Here is a 17,972-nt window from a genome sequence, read left to right on the forward strand (position 1 = left end):
CCGTTGCCACTGCTGTCACCGCACCAAAATTCACCTATGCAAACCCTGTTCAAACATTCCCTGGCCGCTGCGGCCCTGTGGGCCGCGGGCTCCGCTGCCTTGGCCCAAAGTGTGGTGCTGGCGCAAAACGCCACCCCGGCGGACGCAACGCCCGCTGCCAGCGCCAACTCGGCCACGTCTGCCAAAGTGGACCGCGCACTGAACCAGGACGGCAACTGGTATTTCTCCTGGGGCTACAGCCGCCAGCAGTACGCGCCGTCGGATATCCATGTGTCCCAGCCCAGCCAGGGCAATGACTTCACGGTGCACAACGCCAAGGGCAGCGACTTTCCGTCCAGCATTCCCGACACCATCAACTCCCTGTTCAATCTGGACTTCACCAACCCGCAGGAAAACCTGCGCATCGGCAAGTTTATGAACGAGGAGAAGACCTTTGCCATCGAGTTCTCGCTGGACCACAGCAAGTACAACGTGGACGCGGACCAGACCGCCGATGTGAGCGGCACCATCGGAGGTAACCCCGCAGCCAGCAGCATGGTGCTGAATTCGCAGAACTTCAACTACGCGCTGCACAACGGCCTGAACCACGTGATGATCAATGCCGTGTGGCTGCGCCACCTGGCCGGCCCCGAGCGCAAGCCAGGTGATCTGCAACTGATCAGCCGTGTGGGCGCGGGCATCTTGCTGCCGCATGCGGACAACACCATCCTGGGCAAAGCCAACCAGGTGGGGCCCAAGAACGAAAACATCTGCTGCTTCAACAGCAACGACTGGTGGCAGGTCAACGGCTGGACCGCCGGCGTGGAAGTGGGCGTGCGCTACCGCGTCTACAAGAGCATGTTCCTGGAACTGACGCAGAAGTTCGCCTACGGCGTCTTGAAGGGCGTGCCCGTGTACCAGGGCACCGCCGACCAGAAGCTGTGGATGAGCGAACAGGTGCTGTCCGCCGGCTTCCTGTTCTAAAGCGTCAGGATGGTGCAGCCCGTGGTCTGGCGGGCTTCCAGGTCGCGGTGGGCCTGCTGCACGTTTTCCAGCGTGTAGCGCTGGGCGATGTGGATCTTCACCGCACCGCTCTGCACCACCGCAAACAGATCGTCCGCCATGGCCTGCGTAGCCTCGCGCGTGGCGATGTGGGTGAACAGCGTCTGCCGCGTCACGTAAATGGACCCCTTGGCCCCCAACATGCCCGGCGCAAACGGCGCCACCGGGCCGGAGGCATTGCCAAAGCTGGCCATCAGACCGAACGGCGCCAGGCAGTCCAGCGACTTGTCCCAGGTGTCCTTGCCCACGCTGTCGTACACCACCTTCACGCCCTTGCCGCCAGTGATCTCTTTCACCCGCGCCGCAAAGTCTTCTGCTGCGTAATTGATAGCAAACTCTGCACCATTGGCGAGGGCTAGGGCGCACTTTGCATCTGAACCCGCAGTGCCGATAAGGCGCAGGCCCAGCGCCTTGGCCCACTGGCAGGCGATCAGGCCCACGCCACCGGCGGCGGCATGGAACAGCACAAAGTCCCCGGCGTTGAGCCCGCCCTGCGGCAGCGTGCGCTTGAGCAGGTACTGCGCGGTCAGGCCCTTGAGCATCATGGCCGCGCCGGTGTCAAAGCTGATGGCGTCAGGCAACTTGCAGACGCACCTGGCGGGCAGCACACGCACCTCGCAGTAGGCGCCGGGCGGGTTGCTGGCGTAGGCCGCGCGGTCACCTGCCTTCAGGTGCGTCACGCCCTCGCCCACCGCCTCGATCACGCCGGCGGCCTCCATACCCAGCTGCACCGGCAGCTGCTGCGGGTACAGGCCGCTGCGCTGGTACACATCAATGAAGTTCAGGCCCACCGCATGGTGGCGGATGCGCACCTCGCCCGGGCCGGGGTCGCCCACGGTGACGTTGACGAGCTGCAGCTGTTCGGGGCCACCGTGCTGGGCGATGTGGATGGCGCGGGAGGGAATGGCGGTCATGGACAGGGCTCCTGAAAGGGTTTGGCGGAATCTGCGGGCATGTTGCCAGAAATGTGCGTCAGCCGCTCGCAAGCGAGGGCATTTGTGCCTTGCTACAGTGGCCGCATGACCCAACGCCTGACCCCGACTGCCGCGCTGCTCCTGGTGATTCCGCCCCTCATGTGGTCTGGCAACGCGGTGGTAGGTCGCCTTGTGGCGCCCCTGGTCTCGCCCATGACGCTGAACCTGCTGCGCTGGAGCATCGCCTTCCTGCTCTTGCTGCCACTGGCCGGCAACGTGCTGCGACGCGATAGCGGCTTGTGGCCACAGTGGCGCCGGTTCACGCTCCTGAGCCTGTTCAGCATTGGTGGCTACAACGCCTTGCTCTACCTGGCGCTGAACACCTCCACCGCCATCAACGTGACGCTGGTCGGCGCCAGCACGCCTGTGTGGATGCTGCTCATCGGTCGCCTGTTCTTCGGGATGGCGGTGACACGGCGCCAGCTACTGGGCGCACTGCTCTCCATCAGCGGCGTGGTGCTGGTGCTGGGCCGGGGGGACTGGCAGGTGATTACCCACCTGCGCCTGGTGCCGGGTGATATTTACGTGCTGCTGGCCTCCATGGCCTGGGCGCTGTACAGCTGGCTGCTGGCGCACCCCACCGAGGAATCCGCCAGCATCCGCACCGACTGGACCCAGTTTCTGCTCGCCCAGGTCGTCTTCGGGCTGGGCTGGTCAGCGTTGTTTACCAGTGGAGAGTGGGCGCTGACCGCGGCCCACATCGATTGGAGCTGGCCCCTGGCCGCCGCCCTGGCCTTCATTGCCGTGGGCCCGGCGGTGATTGCCTATGGGGCCTGGGGCGCCGGTGTGTCCCGCGCGGGGCCCGCAGTGGCGGGGTTCTTCATCAACCTCACGCCGCTGTTCACAGCCGTGCTGTCCTCAGCCTTTCTGGGCGAAACGCCCCGCACCTACCACGCACTGGCGTTTGTGCTCATCGTCTCCGGCATCGTGCTGTCCTCACGCAAGTGAGGGTTGGCCAGCCGCCCCTGTGGGCTGCTTGTCGGGAACGTAGTGCGCGCTCAGCGCCAGGATGGTGGCAGTGACCACCACCACGCCCATGGCCGCGGTGAGCGATGCGTGCTGGGCAATGGCGCCAATCAGCGGCGGCCCTATCATGAAGCCGCTGTAGCCAATGGACGACACCGCCGCAATGGCCGCGGCCGGCGTAGTGCCCGGCACCCGGCTGGCCGCACCGAACAGGATGGGCACCACCATGGCAAGGCCTGCACCAATGACTGCAAAGCCCACGATGGAAACCGCCGGGCTGCCGCTAAGCAGCACGATACCCATGGCCACCGCCGTCACCACCCCGCTGCCACGCAGCAGCAGGCGCTCGCTGAAGCGGGCGCGTAGCATGTCGGCCAGGAAGCGCATGACCGCCATGGCACCCGCAAACGCGGCGTAGCCAATGGCTGCTCGGTCCTGGGGCATCAGCACCTCCTGTTTCAGGTAGAGAACGCTCCAGTCCTGCATCACGCCTTCGGCGCTGGCACCCGCAAAAATCAGCAGGCCCATGATCAGCAGGGCGCCGCGTGGCCAGACGAACTGCGGGGTCTCGGCCGACTCTTTCGTCTGCGGCGCAGTAGGCAGCATCCAGCGCGAGGCGAGCACCATCCACACGCTGACACCCAGGCCCACACCGCCCAGCTGCCACGCCGCTGGAACCTCCACGCGCAGCATCAGCGCGGTCAGTGCCGCGCCAGACATGGCGCCCACACTGAACATGCCGTGCAGCCCGCCCATGATGGGGCGGCCACCGGCCGCCTCCAGGGCCGAGCCCTCGGTGTTGATGCCCACGTCGTAAATGCTCATGGTGGAACCAAACACCATGGTGGCCAGCAGCAGCGGCACATAGCCGGGCCAGTGCAGCACCAGCGCCAGCATCAAGCCCATGGCCATGCCAGCCACGGCCACTGCATTGCGTGTGCCCAGGCGTCCAATGACGCGGCCTGCCACGAACAGCATGGCTACGGTGCCCAATGCAGCCGCCACCAGCACAAAGGACAGCGAACCTTCGGACAGGCCATACATCTCCTTGACCGAGGGGATGTGCACACCCCAGGCGCCGGCGACCACGCCCAGCGCGGCAAACAGCGAACGGGTGGCCCAGGTGGCCTGGCGGATTTGGGCAGGGGTTCCGTGGAGGGCGGCGCTCATGCGGCACCTCCGATGGCAATAATCAGGTTTATCTTGTGTGACATGCAATTGGACAAGGAAGGGGGAAAAGCAGCAAAATCGGCTTTTCCCCCATTGCTGTAGCGTACGGGCATGCACCGCGGCAGGCAACGCGAATCCATACCAGCAAAATGTCAAAAATAGCAAAATTCTTAAGTAGCGCGCAAGCACCCGATTGCTGCAGCGTGGCCTCCATCGCCAGCGACGACCCGCGCGCCCCTGCCCTGGCCCAGCGCCTGCGCCAGGACCTGGGGGACTTCATCGCACGCGCGGCCAACGGCAGCCTGCGCATGGTGTCGCCCCCGCCCCAACCGGGCTGGACCACCCGCGGCGCTGGCCACCTGCATCTGAACTCGGAGCTGTTTCTGCAGGTGCACGGCCACACCGAGTTCCGCTTCCCCCACGGCCAGGTGCTGCTGCAAGCGGGCGAGGCACTGGTGATGCCGCCCAAGCTGTTGCACGACGAATGGGTGGCCGGGGGCGACCTGCAGCCCTTCTCCAACATCGTGATCAACGCCGACCACCAAAGCATGTCCATCCACCTGGCCAACGAGGCCAAGCCCGGCCGCCCGGGGAATCTGTACCTGGAGACCTACCAGCACGTAGAGGCACAGCGCATCGAAGCCTGGCTGAACGATGCAGCCAAACCCCCTGCCGACGATGCCCACGGCCTGTGGCCGTTGCAGCAGCGGGCGCTGGTGCTGACCGCGCTGTCGGCGGTGTCGCGCATGGTGGATGCGCCGCAAAAGGCAGTCTCCAGCGAGCCCGCCCTGCTGGGCCGGCTGCGTGTGGCCGTGCAAAACCGGCTGGGCGAGGCCGACCTGACGGTGGCCAGCCTGGCCGAGGAGCTGGGCTGCACGGCGGACTACCTGTCGCACCTGTACAGCCGCAGCACGGGCGAACACCTGTGGCAGGTGGTGCTGCGCCAGCGCCTGGCGCGCGCCGCACGCCTGCTGGCGGAGAGTGATTCGGCGGTGAAAGAGATAGCCTGGTGCTCAGGCTTTGCCAGCGCCAGCTACTTCATCCGCAGCTTCCGCCAGCAGTTCGGCATGACGCCCAAGGCCTACCGCACGCAGGCCGCGGCCGCGGTGCATTAACGGCTAGTACGTGCCGGGGTAAGACCCGCCGTCCAGCAGCACGTTCTGTCCGGTCATGTAGGCGGCCTGCTGGCTGCACAGGAACGCGCAGACCTGGCCAAACTCTTCGGGCGTGCCGTAGCGGCCCATGGGAATCTGCGCCTGCTGCGCCGCGCGGATGTCGTCCACGCTCTTGCCGGTCTTGGCGGCCGCGGCCTTCACCGTGGTGGCAATGCGGTCGGTGTCGAACTTGCCAGGCAGCAGGTTGTTGATGGTCACGCCCTTGGCCGCAAGGCTGCTGCGCGCCACGCCGGCCACAAAGCCGGTGAGCCCGCTGCGCGCGCCGTTGGACAAGCCCAGGATGTCGATGGGTGATTTCACCGAGCTGGAGGTGATGTTGACGATGCGCCCAAAGCCGCGCGCGGCCATGCCGTCCACCGTGGCCTTGATGAGTTCAATCGGCGTGAGCATGTTGGCGTCCACCGCTTTGATCCAGGCTTCGCGGTCCCAGTCGCGGAAGTCGCCGGGCGGGGGGCCACCTGCATTGGTCACGACGATGTCGAAGTCACGGCGCATGGCAAACACGGCGGCGCGGCCGGCCTCGGTCGTAATGTCTTGTGCACAAAAAAGCACTTCAGCCCCCGTGCGCACTGCGTAAGCTGCTTCTAAATTCATAGCACTTCGCTCCAGCGCCTCAGCACCGCGCGCCACGATGAGCACGTTCACGCCCTCGGCCATCAGCGCCTGCGCACAGCCCAGGCCCAGCCCCTTGCTCGCGCCGCACACCAATGCCCACTTGCCCTTGATTCCCAGATCCATGGCTCTTTCCTCCTCAGCGTTTACGGCTCACCACATATACCCCAGACAGCACCAGCACCGTACCGCCCGCAACCCACAGGTTCATGGGTTCGCCCAGTAGCAGTACGCCCATGATGATGGTGGACATGGGCCCCACCATGCCCACCTGCGCAGCCAGGCCAGCGCCAATGCGCTCAATCGCCATCATCACCATCAGCACCGGCACCACCGTGCAGGCTGTGGCGTTCAGTACCGACAGCCACAGCACCTGCGGTGCCAGCGCCGCCACCGTGTCCAGCGGGCGCAGCACCACAAACTGCGCGATGCAGAGCACGCAGGCCACGCTGGTGGCCAGGCTGGCCAGGCGCAGCGAACCCAGGCGCTGCACCAGCTCACCGCTGTAAGCCAGGTAGATGGCGTAGCTGATGGCACTGCCCAGTACCAGCAGCGCGCCCAGCGCCACATCGTGGCCGGCCAGGTTCACCTCGTGACCGAACACCAGCAGCACACCGGCATAGCTGATGACCATGCCCAGCGCCTGTGCGCCGTTGATGCGCTTGCCATACAGCACCAGCCCCAACAACAGCACCAGCGTGGGGTTGAGGTAAAGAATGAGCCGCTCCAGCGAGGCCGAGATATAGGCCAGGCCCGCAAAGTCCAGAAAGCTGGCCAGGTAGTAGCCCGTGAGCCCCAGGCCGAAAATGCCCCACGTGTCCCGCGCAGTCAGCGGCGGCAGGGGCTGGCCGGCGCGGCGCGCCTTGTGCCCGGTCCACCAGATGATGGCCAGGAAGAACGGCAGCGCAAACAGCATGCGCAACATGATGAGGGTGACGGCATCGACGCCGTAGCGGTACGCCAGCTTCACGATGATGGCCTTGCCGCTGAAGGCAATCGCCCCCGCGATGGCCAGAAACAAACCGGTTGCTATGGATTTCGGAGCTGCTTTCGCACTGTTCATGGGGGCCAGAGGCACTTTCTATTTAAAAAACTTCATCACGCGCTGCACGGCAACCACACCCAGCAGCACCAGCGCACCGGCCGCAACACCGACCACCGCGTCGCCCACAAAGGACAGAGGCATGCCGTCCAGCAGGTGGTGCAGGAACGGCAGACCGTGTACCAGAATGCCACCGCCCACCAGGAACATGGCTGCGGTGCCCGCCACGGACAACACCTTCATGAGGATGGGGGCCGCCCGCAGCAGGCCACGGCCCAGGGCTTGCGTACCACTACCGGATTGTCGGCTCAGGTAGAGGCCCGCGTCGTCGATTTTCACGATCCCTGCCACCACGCCATAGACTCCCACGGTCATCAGCACCGCCACGCCAGCCAGCACGGTGAGCTGCGTGGTCCAGGGCTGGCTTTGCACCGTACCCAGGGTGATGGCAATGATTTCTGCCGACAGGATGAAGTCGGTGCGGATGGCGCCCTTGACCTTGTCCTTCTCCAGTGCCAGCAGGTCCACGCCAGGATCGGTCAGCGCCTGCATCAGCGCTTCTTCGTGGGCTTGGTCGTCCTCAGCGCGGTGCAGAAACTTGTGCGCCAGTTTCTCAAAGCCTTCAAAGCAGAGGAAGGCACCGCCCACCATGAGCAGCGGCGTAACCAGCCACGGAGCCACAATGCTGATGGCCAACGCCGCAGGCACCAGGATGGCCTTGTTCACCAGCGAGCCCTTGCACACGGCCCACACCACCGGCAGCTCGCGGTCGGCGCTTACGCCGGCCACCTGCTGCGCGTTCAGCGCCAGGTCATCGCCCAGCACGCCAGCCGTCTTTTTGGCAGCCACTTTGGTCAGCACGGCCACGTCGTCCAGGATGGTGGCGATGTCGTCAATCAAGGCAAGAAGGCTGCTGGCCATGGCATGGGTCTTTGGAAGTCAATGAGGCGCCCATTGTCACCCGTTTGGCGTATGCCCCTTAGTGCTTACCCGTACAACTCTGGCGCAAAGCTTGCTGGACAATGGCCAAGACCAAGGCGCCGCCACACTCCCCATGACACAGACTCCCACGGTGCTGGACATCGAAGCCTCCGGCCTGGGCCGCAGCAGCTACCCCATCGAAGTGGGTTACGTACTGCCCGACGGCCACGCCTATTGCACGCTGGTGCAACCCGAACCCGAATGGACCCACTGGGACGAAGCCGCCGCCGCGCTGCACCGCATCCCGCGCGACTTGCTACAGGCCCGCGGCCTGCCCGCGCGCGAAGTAGCGCAGCGCCTGAATGCCCAGCTGGCTGGGCAGACGGTGTACTCAGACGGCTGGGCCAATGACTACACCTGGCTATCGGCCCTGTTTGAAGCGGCCGAGATGAGTCCGCACTTCAAACTGGAGAACCTGCGCGGCCTGCTAACCGAGCAGGAGGCCGACCAGTGGCACCAGGTAAAAGCGCAGATTGCCAGCGAACGCGGCACCCAGCGCCACCGCGCCAGCTCCGACGCACGGCTGCTGCAGCTCACGCTGCAGCGCCTGCGCGGACCGCACTAGATCACCAGGTACTCCTTAGCGCAGCTCCTTGCGCACCACCAACTTCAGGCCGGACCAGACCTCCGACACAGCGCACACCTTGATGTCCACCCAGCCCAATGGCAGTGCCAATTCACGGATCACGTCTTCGGTCACGGTCGTGGGCACCTTGGACGCCTTCTTGGGCCAGGATATCCATAGCGCCGCGTCCGGTCGCAGCGCCTGGCGCAGAGCGGCCAGATGTCCTGCCAGCACGTCCCGCTCCGTCACAAAAGCCTGCACCAGGTCCACCTGCGATGTGGCCCGGGCCACCAGTTGCACGTCTTCGGGCAGCGGCGCCAGCAGCGACAGGTAATCGGGAGGCGCCCCCAGCAGCAGGACGCAGGCCGATTCCTTGATGCCCAGTTTCTTGGCCAGGGCGGTGCCAGAGTAGCCAGGGGTTTGCATGGCCCCAGTGTGCCGCAAACCTGGCAATCTAGGCAGTCCACCCCAGTCGACCACAGAGTAAACCGCAGTAACATGCGCCGACAAACCCACCTACAACGAGGAGACACGCACCATGGCCGTTACCGTAGAGATCAACCTGGGCTACGAATTTGAAGTGAAGGCCAAGGCCGCCGAGGTCTTTGACGTCCTGTCGGACGTGCCCACCTCAGCCAGCCACTTCCCCAAGGTCGACAAGCTGGTGGACCTGGGCGGCGGTGCCTACCGCTGGGAGATGGAAAAAATCGGCATTGCCTCCATCAGCCTGCAAACGGTGTACGCCTCCAAATACGTGTCCAACAAGGCCAAGGGCACTGTGGTCTGGACCCCCGTTAAAGGTGAAGGCAACGCGCTGGTGTCCGGCAGCTGGAAGATCACCGACAACAAGAAGTCCACCAAGCTGGAGCTGGAGATTCAGGGCGAGCTGACCCTGCCCCTGCCCGGCCTCATGAAGATGGTCGCCGGCCCCGTGGCCGAGGCCGAATTTGAAAAGATGGTGGAGCAGTACATCGACAACCTCACCAAGCGGTTTGGCGGGGAGGCGTAAGCCAGCTTCTGGATTTTGTTTCTTCATAGCGCAAGTAATGCGCTATGAAAACAGGAGCTGCCAACGCATGATTTACGGGGTCGTCCCTTGCGCCTGTGCCGTCAAGCCACGGATGTACCCAGGGCCTGCTGTAGCTCTCGCCCCAGTGCAGCGGCACTGCCCGCAGCCAGCGTGAGGCCCAGGGCACCGTGGCCCACGTTGAGAAACAGATTGCGGTACTTGCGCCGCCCGATGATGGGCACCGAGGTGGGCGTAGCGGGCCGCAAACCGGCCCAACTGCTGGGTAAGGCCAGGTCACAGGCACCGGGAAACACGGCATCCACCGCGTCCACCATGCGCCGCACGCGCTCCTGCGGAATGTCCAGCCCGTAGCCCCCCACCTCGGCCATGGCCGCCACACGCAGGCGCCCACCCAGCGGGGCGAACACGGTCTTGCGCGACAGATCGGTCACGCTGACCCGGGGCGCCACGCCGCCCGCACGCAGCGGCACGGTGATGCTGTAGCCCTTGATGGGGTAGACCGGCACATACAAGCCCAGCTGCGCCGCATGCCGCGCCGCGTCAGGACCGGTGGCCAGCACAAAGGCATCGGCCTGTAACTCGCCCTGGCTGGTGCGCACGGCCACCACCCGGTCCCGGCGTGTGACAAAGCCCTGCAGCCGCGTCAGAAAGGAGGCGGTGGCGCCCCCGCGCAGCAGACTGGAGGTCAACGCCAGACAGAGCTGGTGCGGGTCGGCCACACGCTCATCGGGCGTCCACACACCGCCGGCAAACTGGCTGCGGTAGTGCTGCAGCGCGGGTTCGCGCGCCACGCATTCGTCTGCCGACAGCACGCTCTGCTCGCACCCCAGCTGGCGCTGGAAATCCACCTGCTGTGCCTGCCGCGCCAAGGCCGCGGCATCGCGGCACAGCACCAGCTTGCCGTTGCGCGCGAAGTCGAACGACCACTGCTCGGCCGCCATCCAGTCCGACAGGGTCTGCCGGCTGAGCTGCGACAGCTGCAGCAGCGCGCGCGTACCAGCCTGCACCTGATGCCGGGTGCAGGCTGCCAGAAACTGCAGACCCCAGGCCCACTGCCGCCAGTCTAGTTGGGGCGTGAAGCGCAAGGGGGACTGGGAGGACAGCAGCATGCCCGGCAGACCGGCCAGTGTTTGTGGCGAGGCCAGCGGCTCCACATAGCTGTAGCTCAGCTGCGCACCGTTGGCCAGACTGGTGCCCTGGCCGGGCCCATCGGCCGCGTCCACCAAGTGCACGTCGTAGCCCAGCCTTGCCAGCTCATAGGCGGTAGAACACCCCACAATGCCTGCGCCCAGTACGCATACCTTCATGCAGCCACCCCCTGCGGCGCTGCCTGGAAGACACGCGCACTGTTGCGGTAGGCCAGGTAGGCACATGCCACATCCGACAGACCTACCCCGACGGACTTGGCCACGATGATGTCGTCCTCTGCCGCGCGCCAGGGCTGGGTGCCTGCACACAAGGTGGGTAGATCCACCACCTTGTCACGCTCCGACCCAGACGCGGGTTGCCACAGCACCAGCTCTCCCGCCTCCTGCAAGCTCTGCGGCGCCCATTCCACGATGATGCGCTGGGCGCGCGACAGTGTGGTGTCGTCCAGCTCACGCGCCTTGGGGGTGCTGGTGCCAACGGCCGATACAAAGGCTCCCGGCTTGAGCCAGGCACCGTCCAACACCGGCGTGGCAGAGCGGGTAGCGGTGACCACGATGTCGGCCTCGCGCACCGCGGCCTCCGCGCTGCTCACGCGCACCCGGGCACCGCTGTGCAATGCCAGCTGGGTGCACCACTTAGCGTCCACCACCGGGTCGACCACGGCGATCTCCTCAAAGCGGAAGAAGTGGCACAAGGCCCGCGCCTGTGCCCGGCCCTGAAAGCCCGCCCCCACGAGCGCCAGTCGTTTCGCGCCCTTGCGTGCGGCCTGACTGGCCACCATGGCGGTGATGCCAGCGGTACGGAACTTGGTGACCTCAGCCCCGTCCAGCACCGCGAGTGGCCGGTTGCTCTCCAGGTCGAACAAGGTGATGAGGAAGGAGAACTGTCCCTGCACTGTGAGGTAGACCTTCAGACCTGCCACCTTGCGTGCGCCCCACACCGCGCCCATGGAACTCAGGCGAAAGCCGCCAGCGTCCGTGCGCTGGCGCGGGTGCACCTGGGCGCGGCCTGCGGCCAGGTCTTCAAACGATGACCGCAGGATGTCCACCACAGCGGGATAGTCGAGCAGACTGGAAATGGTTTTGTCATCCAGATGAAGAAGTTTCATGGTGCAGATTCCTTGAAGGTGGCAGTGGGGCTGATCAATGCGAGAGCGCCAGCGCCAGCGCCAGCGCCAGCGACTGCGCCGTGGCCGGTGGCAAGGCCAGGCGGAAGGTGCCCACCACGCGGGTGAGTTTTTCGGCATGGCCCTGGAGGCTCTCCGCCGCCGCAGCGCTTTGTTCGACCAGGGCGGCGTTCTGTTGGGTCATCTGGTCCAGCTCTCCCAGCGTGGTGTTGATGTGGGCCATGCCCTCGCTCTGCTGGGACGCAGCGCCGCTGATCTCGGCAATGACTTCAGTCACCCGCTGCACCGAAGCCACGATACTGGACATGGTCTGCCCTGCGGAGCTGACAAGCTGCGAACCGGCCTCCACACCATGTACGCTGTCGCCGATCAGGGCCTTGATCTCCTTGGCCGCCTCTGCCGAGCGGGTGGCCAGGCTACGCACCTCGCTGGCCACCACGGCAAAGCCGCGGCCCTGCTCTCCCGCACGCGCAGCCTCCACCGCGGCGTTCAGCGCCAGGATGTTGGTCTGGAAGGCAATGGTGTCGATCACCGCAATGATGCTGGCGATCTTGTGCGCGCTCTGGTGGATGCCGCGCATGGTGTCCACCACCTGCGACACCGCCGCCCCACCCTGCCCCGCCACCGTGGCGGCCGATGCCGCCAAATGGTTGGCGCGCTGGGCCGATTCGGCCGACTGTTGCACAGTGAGGGTCAGGGCACGCACCAGGGCGGCGGAACGCTGCAGGTCGCTGGCCGTTTGCTCGGTGCGGTTGCTCAGGTCCAGGTTGCCGCTGGCCACTTCGGCGCTGGCCAGGCGAATGGACTCTGCGGCTTCGCGCACATCGCCCACCACACCGCTGAGGGACGCCTGCATGGCGGCAACGGCCTGCAGCAGTTGTGCGGTTTCGTCGCGCCCGGTGATGACAATGGACTGGCTCAGGTCGCCGGCGGCTATGCGGCTGGCAATGGCCACCACGCGGTCCAGCGGCTGACAAACCGAGCGCAGCGTGAACCACATGAGGGGTACAAAGATCAGCAGCGTGATACCCACCAGCCCCAGGCGCAACAAGGAGGCTGCACTGGCCTGTGCAGCCATGGCTTCGCGTGCATCCACCTCCTCTGCCTGCAGAGCCTCCACCAACTTGCGGGTGTTGTCCTCCAGGCCCAAAAAGAGGATGTCTGCCTTGGCCGATGTGGCCAATGCGGAAATGCTGTCGATCACCCCTGCCTGCAGTTGGGTTAGCGTGGGCTCCATGAGGGTGGCATAGGTTTCGAGTTGCTGGCGCTGTGCGCCGAGCAGTTGGGTAATGGCGGCGTTGGCTTCATGGGTCTGGCGAATGGCATTTGCGGTGTCGCGCGCACGCGCAATCTCCTGCCGCCACCGCGCGATGAGCGTGTCCACCTGTTCGGCGTTGGAGTTGCCAATGGCCACGATGGCGCTCTCCCAGCGGCGCACGCGGCTCAGTGATTCGCGCAAGACGGCGATATCGGCTGCCGCCGCATTGGACTGGGTGAACAGCACCGTGGTGCTGGTCCGCAGCTGCGCCCCCGACACCCAGCCCCACACGCCCAGCGCCACCAGGGACAAAGACACGGCGACCAGCACGAGGTAAAAGCGGGAACGGATGCTGATGAGCTGAATGAGAAACATGGGGCACTCCTAACGACAGTTTTTTTGTTGATGCCAGCGGTCTGACAAGAACCGGCTAGGGAATTCCGTACTTGTTGGGGTAGCGGATGTTTTCCTTCATGTACACATTCATAGGCACATTCAGGGCATCGGTCTCAAACCATTTGGTGTAGAGCGCGCGCAACTCGCCCGAGGCCATGAGGGACAGCAGGGTCTTGTCCACCAGTGCTGTAAATGCGGCGTCGCCCTTGGGCAACATGAAGGCGTAGGGCTCCACCGAGAGAAAGCGGCCCGTCACCATGAGATCGGCCTTGTGGCGCGATTGCCCCATGAGGCCATAGAGCAGGATGTCGTCCTGCGCAAAGGCATCGGCAGCGCCAGACTCGACCAGAGCCAGACCTTCGGCATCGGTCGCCACGGTGAGCACCGTGAGGTTCTGCTCGGCCTGCAGCTTGGTGACCAGGCCTTCGGCCGTAGTGCCCTTGCTCACGGCTACCCGCTTTTTCCACAAATCTGCGTTCTTCTCCACCTTCAGCGATTTGCGTGTGAGCAGGCGCGCACCGGTGGTGAAGAAGGTGTGGGAGAAATCCACCTCCTTCTGCCGGGCCACCGTGTTGGTGTTCCCACCGCACTCCATATCGATGCTGCCAGACTTGAGCAGCGGGATGCGCTGCGCCCCCTGCAGCGGCTGGTAGGCCACGGTGAGTTCAGGGCGTTTGAGCGTCCTGCGGATGACATCGATCACCCGGTTGCAGATGTCGATGGAGTAGCCCACGGTCTGGCCCTGGGTATTTTCAAAGGCAAAGGTGCCCGGCGTGGGGATGTAGCCGACACGCACTACCCCCTTGTCGGCAATGCGCTGCAAGGTGGGTCCATAGTCGGACTGCGCCTGGACTGCAGTGCCAAGCAAGCCACAAACCAGCACCAGCCACCAGCCAGGCCGGACCTTGTTTTGCGAAACCAGAAGACTCACGGCAGCACTCCTCAAGCCCAGGCCGGAGGGACTGCCCGGTGCCACTCGGTCGCCTGTTCGAACGCATGGGCCGCGCGCAGGATGGTGGGCTCGGCCATGGGCGCCCCCACGATCTGGATGGAGATGGGCAACCCCTGCCGCGACAACCCTGCAGGCACGGCCACCGAGCAGAGGTCTAGCAAGTTGACGAAGCGCCCGAAGCGCGAGAGCGGTGTGGCCAGTTCGTCCACGTCGGCCACTGCAATGGCCGTGATGGCATTGGTGGGGAACACGCACACGTCCACGTCGGCCATGGCCTCCCCCATCTCGGCAATGGCGGCTTCACGCGATTTGAGCAGGCCGATGTAACCCGATGCGCTGATGTCGCGGCCGAGCAGGATGCGGCGCTGGATGTTCGGGTCAAAACGCAGGTCAGCGCGCTCGAACAAGGTACCCAGGTTGGCATAGCCTTCCGCACTCATAAGGTTGCCGGCAATCGCCATGGAGCTTTCCAGGCTTTGCGGCAGGGGCTTTTCCACCAGCACCATGCCCAGTTGCACCAGCGTGGCCAGGGCTTGGTCATAGGCGGCCAACACGTCAGCTTCTACGCCCTCACGCTCGGCCTGGGGCAACACCCAGACACGCATACCATCCACCGGCTTACCCAGTGAGGCGGACAGGCTGCGCACCGGCGCGCGCTGCGACACCGGGTCGCGCGGGTCCGCGCCCGCCAGCACATCCAGCAGCAGAGCACAGTCCTGCACGGTACGGGTCAACGGTCCCACGGTGTCATGCGTAGGGCAGAGGTCAATCAGGCCGTAACGGCTGATCAGACCGTACGTAGTCTTGAGCCCGACCAGCCCGCACAGACCTGCCGGAATGCGCACCGATCCCCCGGTGTCCGTCCCCAGTGCAGCGCAGGCCATGCCGGCGGCCACCGCCACCGCCGAACCGCTGCTGGAGCCACCAGGCACGCGGTGCACCGTCAGGTCCCAGGGGTTCCACGGTGTGCCCATGGAGGCATTGGTGCCCCAGCCGCCAAAGGCGTATTCCACGGTATGCGTCTTGCCCAGCACAATGGCACCGGCCGCACGCAGGCGCTCTACCGCAGAGGCGGTAATTCGGGAGGTCCGGGCGGGCAAGGCCAGGGAGCCTGCGGTGATGGGGTGCCCCTCGATTTCGAACAAATCCTTTATGGCAACCGTGATGCCATGCAGCGGCCCCACGGTGTAGCCCGCACGCCGCAGCGCGTCGAGCCCACGGGCCGCCTGCAAGGCCTCGTCGCGGTACACATCCAGATAGGCCTGCAGTTTGGGGTTAAGTGCTTCCACACGGGCAAGCTGCTGGCGCACCAGGGTTTCGCTGTCCACACGGCCGTTGGCCAGCGCCTCCAGTGTCTCGCTCACTGAAGCAAAGGTCCACGCGGTTTGACTCATGTGGCCCCCATGACTCTGCGTCCGCGCGCCAGGCGCCGCTCCAACCAGCGCGACAACATGGACAACGGGAAGGCAATGGCAAAGTAAAACAGGCCCACCAGCAGGAAGATGTGCAACGGCAGGAAGTACTCGCTGGACATGGCGCGGGCGGTCAGCATCAGTTCGTCTGTGGCGATCAGCGCGCACAACGAACTGTCCTTGAGCAGCGCCACAAAAGTGTTCACCAATGCCGGCAGCATCACCCGCAGGGCCTGCGGAAACACCACCTGCACAAACACCTGGTGCGGCAACAGGCCCACAGCCAATGCGGCTTCGCGCTGACCGCGGTGCACCGACTGCAAGCCACCGCGCAGGATCTCGGCCACGTAGGCCGAACCATGCAGGCCCAGCCCCAGCACACCGGCCCCAAAGGCAGGCAAAGTTAGGCCCAGGGGTGGCAAGGCAAAGTACAGCGTGAGCAGCAAGGCCAGCAGCGGCAAAGTCCGCACAAACTGGATAAACACCTGGGCCGACCAGCGCAGCACCAGTACCCCGCTGCGCTGCATGGCCACCAGCAGGGCGCCGCCCAGCAACGCCAGCGCAAAGCCTGCGGCAGACAGTTTGGCCGTCATGTGGGCCGCTTCCAGCAGGCGCGGAAACCATTCCGGCCAGTACTGCTGAAAGACAGAAAGAAATGCGTTCATCGTTGCCCCTCCATCAGGCGCTCCATGCGCGCAAAACCCCAGCTCACGGGCAGCGCCATGCCCGCATAGACCAGCATGGCAGCCAAATAGATCAGAGTGGTTTCAAAGGTGGATGTGACCAGGTTGCGGGCAAAGAACATGACCTCGGGTGCCGCGATGGCGGACGCAATGGAGGTGTCCTTGACCAGCTGGCTGCTGTAGTTGGTCAGCGTGGGCCAGGTCAGGCGAAACATCTGCGGAAACAGGACGTACTGCAGGGTCTGGCGCGGGCTCAGACCCACTGCCAAGGCGGCTTCGCGCTGACCGGCATGGATGCACTGCAGTCCTGCCGCAAACACATCGCACAACACGGCCGCCCCCACCAGGCCGAGCCCCAGAATGGCTGCAGCCATGGGCGAGAAGCGGATATCGAAGGTGGCCAGGCCGAAATAGATGACAAAGAGATGGGCCAGCGCTGGGATGTTGCGCATCCACTCGATATAGGCAGCTACACCCAAGCGTACGAGGCGCGCACGCACAAAAGTGACCGTGACCGCCAACAGCATGCCACCTGCCAGTGCAATGACGAACGCGCCCGCGGCAATTTGCACCGCGACCTTGGCTCCGCCCAGCAGGCCGAGCACGATGTGCGTGAAGAGTTCCAGGTCAGCCATCATGTGCGGGCCCCGACATGCCCGCTCGTCTGCCCCAGGAAGTTGCGTGTGCGCTCCTGTTGCGGATGGTCAATCACATCTCGCGCACTGCCCTGCTCCACGATATGGCCGCCGTCCATGAAGATCACGCGGTCCGCCACATCACGGGCAAAACGGATTTCATGGGTCACCAGAATCAGGGAGCGACCTTCTTCTGCCAGCTCACGAATCACATTGAGCACCTCGCCCACCAACTCGGGGTCCAGCGCCGAAGTGGGCTCGTCGAACAGGATGACCTTTGGTTGTTGGGCTAGCGTGCGGGCGATCGCCACGCGCTGTTGCTGACCGCCCGAGAGGCGGTCCGGGTACTCATGGGCTTTCTTGGAGAGATGCACCTTGTTGAGCATCTCATCGGCCAGCTCATAGGCTTGCGCCTTGGCCATGCCTGCGGCCTTGATGGAGCCGAGGGCCACGTTATCGCGCACGGTGAGATGGGGCCAGAGGTAGAACAGCTGGAACACCATGCCCATCTCGCGCCGCTGGGGGGCCAGCTCCTTGTCGGTCATGAAGCGCAGTTGGCCGGCCCTGTCTGCGCGTTGGCCAATGCGTTCATCGCCCAGGTGCACAGACCCGGTATCCAGCCGCTCCAGAAAATTCAGGCAACGCAGGCAGGTCGACTTCCCGGAGCCACTGGGGCCTATGAGCGAGAGCGTCTCACCCTTTTTCAAATCAAAGGAAATGCCTTTGAGCACCTCCAGCGTTCCATAGCGCTTGTGCAATCCATCGACGCGTAGCAATGCGTTGTTCATGTTGTCTGGCCCGTTGT

Annotated in this window: 19 protein-coding genes; 5 read left to right on the forward strand and 14 right to left on the reverse strand. The window is 64.8% G+C overall.

Annotation, left to right across the window (positions count from 1 at the left end; genetic code table 11):
• Nucleotides 1-36 precede the first annotated feature (36 nt).
• Nucleotides 37-963: a hypothetical protein gene (locus AC07OE_RS16220; protein ID WP_495071615.1), complete on the forward strand. Its 927-nt coding sequence runs from the start codon at nucleotides 37-39 to the stop codon at nucleotides 961-963.
• Here the strand turns inward: AC07OE_RS16220 and AC07OE_RS16225 are convergent.
• Nucleotides 960-1,955 carry a quinone oxidoreductase family protein gene (locus AC07OE_RS16225; protein ID WP_495071616.1) on the reverse strand — a complete coding sequence of 332 codons (996 nt, stop codon included), beginning with the start codon at nucleotides 1,953-1,955 and terminating at the stop codon, nucleotides 960-962. The genes AC07OE_RS16220 and AC07OE_RS16225 overlap by 4 nt on opposite strands.
• A gap of 105 nt (nucleotides 1,956-2,060) precedes the next feature.
• On the opposite strand from AC07OE_RS16225, the gene AC07OE_RS16230 reads away from it, so the two are divergent.
• Nucleotides 2,061-2,963, forward strand: coding sequence for a DMT family transporter (locus AC07OE_RS16230; RefSeq protein ID WP_495071617.1), 903 nt, complete (start codon nucleotides 2,061-2,063; stop codon nucleotides 2,961-2,963).
• Here the strand turns inward: AC07OE_RS16230 and AC07OE_RS16235 are convergent.
• Nucleotides 2,952-4,151, reverse strand: a complete 1,200-nt coding sequence (locus AC07OE_RS16235) for an MFS transporter (protein ID WP_495071618.1) — start codon at nucleotides 4,149-4,151, stop codon at nucleotides 2,952-2,954. The two genes, AC07OE_RS16230 and AC07OE_RS16235, sit on opposite strands and share 12 nt — an antisense overlap.
• Nucleotides 4,152-4,354: 203 nt before the next feature.
• On the opposite strand from AC07OE_RS16235, the gene AC07OE_RS16240 reads away from it, so the two are divergent.
• On the forward strand, nucleotides 4,355-5,266 hold the full coding sequence (locus AC07OE_RS16240; protein ID WP_495071619.1) for a helix-turn-helix transcriptional regulator: 912 nt from the start codon (nucleotides 4,355-4,357) through the stop codon (nucleotides 5,264-5,266).
• Between the two features lie 3 nt (nucleotides 5,267-5,269).
• On the opposite strand, the gene AC07OE_RS16245 is transcribed toward AC07OE_RS16240, so the two are convergent.
• Genes AC07OE_RS16245 through AC07OE_RS16255 form a run of 3 tightly spaced genes read right to left on the reverse strand, consistent with a single transcriptional unit; the run spans nucleotide 5,270 to nucleotide 7,901 of the window.
• On the reverse strand, nucleotides 5,270-6,064 hold the full coding sequence (locus AC07OE_RS16245) for an SDR family oxidoreductase (protein WP_495071620.1): 795 nt from the start codon (nucleotides 6,062-6,064) through the stop codon (nucleotides 5,270-5,272).
• Between the two features lie 13 nt (nucleotides 6,065-6,077).
• A complete protein-coding gene (locus AC07OE_RS16250; protein WP_495071621.1) occupies nucleotides 6,078-7,001 on the reverse strand; it encodes a DMT family transporter in 924 nt (307 codons plus the stop codon).
• Nucleotides 7,002-7,019: 18 nt separating this feature from the next.
• Nucleotides 7,020-7,901, reverse strand: coding sequence for a DUF808 domain-containing protein (locus AC07OE_RS16255; RefSeq protein WP_495071622.1), 882 nt, complete (start codon nucleotides 7,899-7,901; stop codon nucleotides 7,020-7,022).
• Nucleotides 7,902-8,034: 133 nt separating this feature from the next.
• On the opposite strand from AC07OE_RS16255, the gene AC07OE_RS16260 reads away from it, so the two are divergent.
• Nucleotides 8,035-8,526: a 3'-5' exonuclease family protein gene (locus AC07OE_RS16260; protein ID WP_495071623.1), complete on the forward strand. Its 492-nt coding sequence runs from the start codon at nucleotides 8,035-8,037 to the stop codon at nucleotides 8,524-8,526.
• Nucleotides 8,527-8,541: 15 nt separating this feature from the next.
• Here the strand turns inward: AC07OE_RS16260 and AC07OE_RS16265 are convergent, their stop codons facing one another.
• Nucleotides 8,542-8,952, reverse strand: coding sequence for a DUF3052 domain-containing protein (locus AC07OE_RS16265; protein WP_495071624.1), 411 nt, complete (start codon nucleotides 8,950-8,952; stop codon nucleotides 8,542-8,544).
• 112 nt (nucleotides 8,953-9,064) lie between these two features.
• Here AC07OE_RS16265 and AC07OE_RS16270 point away from each other — a divergent pair, with 112 nt between their 5' ends.
• Nucleotides 9,065-9,535, forward strand: coding sequence for an SRPBCC family protein (locus tag AC07OE_RS16270; RefSeq protein WP_495071625.1), 471 nt, complete (start codon nucleotides 9,065-9,067; stop codon nucleotides 9,533-9,535).
• A gap of 101 nt (nucleotides 9,536-9,636) precedes the next feature.
• Here the strand turns inward: AC07OE_RS16270 and AC07OE_RS16275 are convergent, their stop codons facing one another.
• Genes AC07OE_RS16275 through AC07OE_RS16310 form a run of 8 tightly spaced genes read right to left on the reverse strand, consistent with a single transcriptional unit; the run spans nucleotide 9,637 to nucleotide 17,955 of the window.
• The gene (locus tag AC07OE_RS16275; RefSeq protein ID WP_495071626.1) at nucleotides 9,637-10,863 is read right to left on the reverse strand and encodes a D-amino acid dehydrogenase; all 1,227 of its coding nucleotides are present in this window, start codon (nucleotides 10,861-10,863) and stop codon (nucleotides 9,637-9,639) included.
• Complete coding sequence (locus tag AC07OE_RS16280; RefSeq protein WP_495071627.1) at nucleotides 10,860-11,813, reverse strand: ornithine cyclodeaminase family protein; 954 nt, start codon at nucleotides 11,811-11,813, stop codon at nucleotides 10,860-10,862. Before AC07OE_RS16280 ends, AC07OE_RS16275 begins: the two co-directional genes overlap by 4 nt.
• Nucleotides 11,814-11,847: 34 nt before the next feature.
• A complete protein-coding gene (locus AC07OE_RS16285) occupies nucleotides 11,848-13,464 on the reverse strand; it encodes a methyl-accepting chemotaxis protein (protein ID WP_495071628.1) in 1,617 nt (538 codons plus the stop codon).
• Between the two features lie 55 nt (nucleotides 13,465-13,519).
• Entirely contained in the window at nucleotides 13,520-14,416 is an 897-nt protein-coding gene (locus AC07OE_RS16290) for an amino acid ABC transporter substrate-binding protein (protein WP_495071629.1), read from the reverse strand.
• A gap of 11 nt (nucleotides 14,417-14,427) precedes the next feature.
• Nucleotides 14,428-15,831, reverse strand: coding sequence for an amidase (locus AC07OE_RS16295; RefSeq protein WP_495071630.1), 1,404 nt, complete (start codon nucleotides 15,829-15,831; stop codon nucleotides 14,428-14,430).
• Nucleotides 15,828-16,514, reverse strand: a complete 687-nt coding sequence (locus tag AC07OE_RS16300; RefSeq protein ID WP_495071631.1) for an amino acid ABC transporter permease — start codon at nucleotides 16,512-16,514, stop codon at nucleotides 15,828-15,830. Before AC07OE_RS16300 ends, AC07OE_RS16295 begins: the two co-directional genes overlap by 4 nt.
• Nucleotides 16,511-17,170 carry an amino acid ABC transporter permease gene (locus tag AC07OE_RS16305; protein ID WP_495071632.1) on the reverse strand — a complete coding sequence of 220 codons (660 nt, stop codon included), beginning with the start codon at nucleotides 17,168-17,170 and terminating at the stop codon, nucleotides 16,511-16,513. Before AC07OE_RS16305 ends, AC07OE_RS16300 begins: the two co-directional genes overlap by 4 nt.
• Complete coding sequence (locus tag AC07OE_RS16310; protein WP_495071633.1) at nucleotides 17,167-17,955, reverse strand: amino acid ABC transporter ATP-binding protein; 789 nt, start codon at nucleotides 17,953-17,955, stop codon at nucleotides 17,167-17,169. Before AC07OE_RS16310 ends, AC07OE_RS16305 begins: the two co-directional genes overlap by 4 nt.
• Between the last annotated feature and the right edge of the window lie 17 nt (nucleotides 17,956-17,972).

The organism is Rhodoferax sp. GW821-FHT09E07 (assembly GCF_059416145.1).

Bases quoted from the DNA above. Each gene is read 5' to 3' on its own strand.
- AC07OE_RS16235 (WP_495071618.1), bottom strand. From the start codon at position 4,151: ATGAGCGCCGCCCTCCACGGAACCCCTGCCCAAATCCGCCAGGCCACC.
- AC07OE_RS16230 (WP_495071617.1), top strand. From the start codon at position 2,061: ATGACCCAACGCCTGACCCCGACTGCCGCGCTGCTCCTGGTGATTCCG.
- AC07OE_RS16255 (WP_495071622.1), bottom strand. From the start codon at position 7,901: ATGGCCAGCAGCCTTCTTGCCTTGATTGACGACATCGCCACCATCCTG.
- AC07OE_RS16285 (WP_495071628.1), bottom strand. From the start codon at position 13,464: ATGTTTCTCATTCAGCTCATCAGCATCCGTTCCCGCTTTTACCTCGTG.
- AC07OE_RS16295 (WP_495071630.1), bottom strand. From the start codon at position 15,831: ATGAGTCAAACCGCGTGGACCTTTGCTTCAGTGAGCGAGACACTGGAG.
- AC07OE_RS16305 (WP_495071632.1), bottom strand. From the start codon at position 17,170: ATGATGGCTGACCTGGAACTCTTCACGCACATCGTGCTCGGCCTGCTG.
- AC07OE_RS16225 (WP_495071616.1), bottom strand. From the start codon at position 1,955: ATGACCGCCATTCCCTCCCGCGCCATCCACATCGCCCAGCACGGTGGC.
- AC07OE_RS16260 (WP_495071623.1), top strand. From the start codon at position 8,035: ATGACACAGACTCCCACGGTGCTGGACATCGAAGCCTCCGGCCTGGGC.
- AC07OE_RS16245 (WP_495071620.1), bottom strand. From the start codon at position 6,064: ATGGATCTGGGAATCAAGGGCAAGTGGGCATTGGTGTGCGGCGCGAGC.
- AC07OE_RS16310 (WP_495071633.1), bottom strand. From the start codon at position 17,955: ATGAACAACGCATTGCTACGCGTCGATGGATTGCACAAGCGCTATGGA.
- AC07OE_RS16220 (WP_495071615.1), top strand. From the start codon at position 37: ATGCAAACCCTGTTCAAACATTCCCTGGCCGCTGCGGCCCTGTGGGCC.
- AC07OE_RS16280 (WP_495071627.1), bottom strand. From the start codon at position 11,813: ATGAAACTTCTTCATCTGGATGACAAAACCATTTCCAGTCTGCTCGAC.
- AC07OE_RS16275 (WP_495071626.1), bottom strand. From the start codon at position 10,863: ATGAAGGTATGCGTACTGGGCGCAGGCATTGTGGGGTGTTCTACCGCC.
- AC07OE_RS16250 (WP_495071621.1), bottom strand. From the start codon at position 7,001: ATGAACAGTGCGAAAGCAGCTCCGAAATCCATAGCAACCGGTTTGTTT.
- AC07OE_RS16300 (WP_495071631.1), bottom strand. From the start codon at position 16,514: ATGAACGCATTTCTTTCTGTCTTTCAGCAGTACTGGCCGGAATGGTTT.
- AC07OE_RS16265 (WP_495071624.1), bottom strand. From the start codon at position 8,952: ATGCAAACCCCTGGCTACTCTGGCACCGCCCTGGCCAAGAAACTGGGC.
- AC07OE_RS16270 (WP_495071625.1), top strand. From the start codon at position 9,065: ATGGCCGTTACCGTAGAGATCAACCTGGGCTACGAATTTGAAGTGAAG.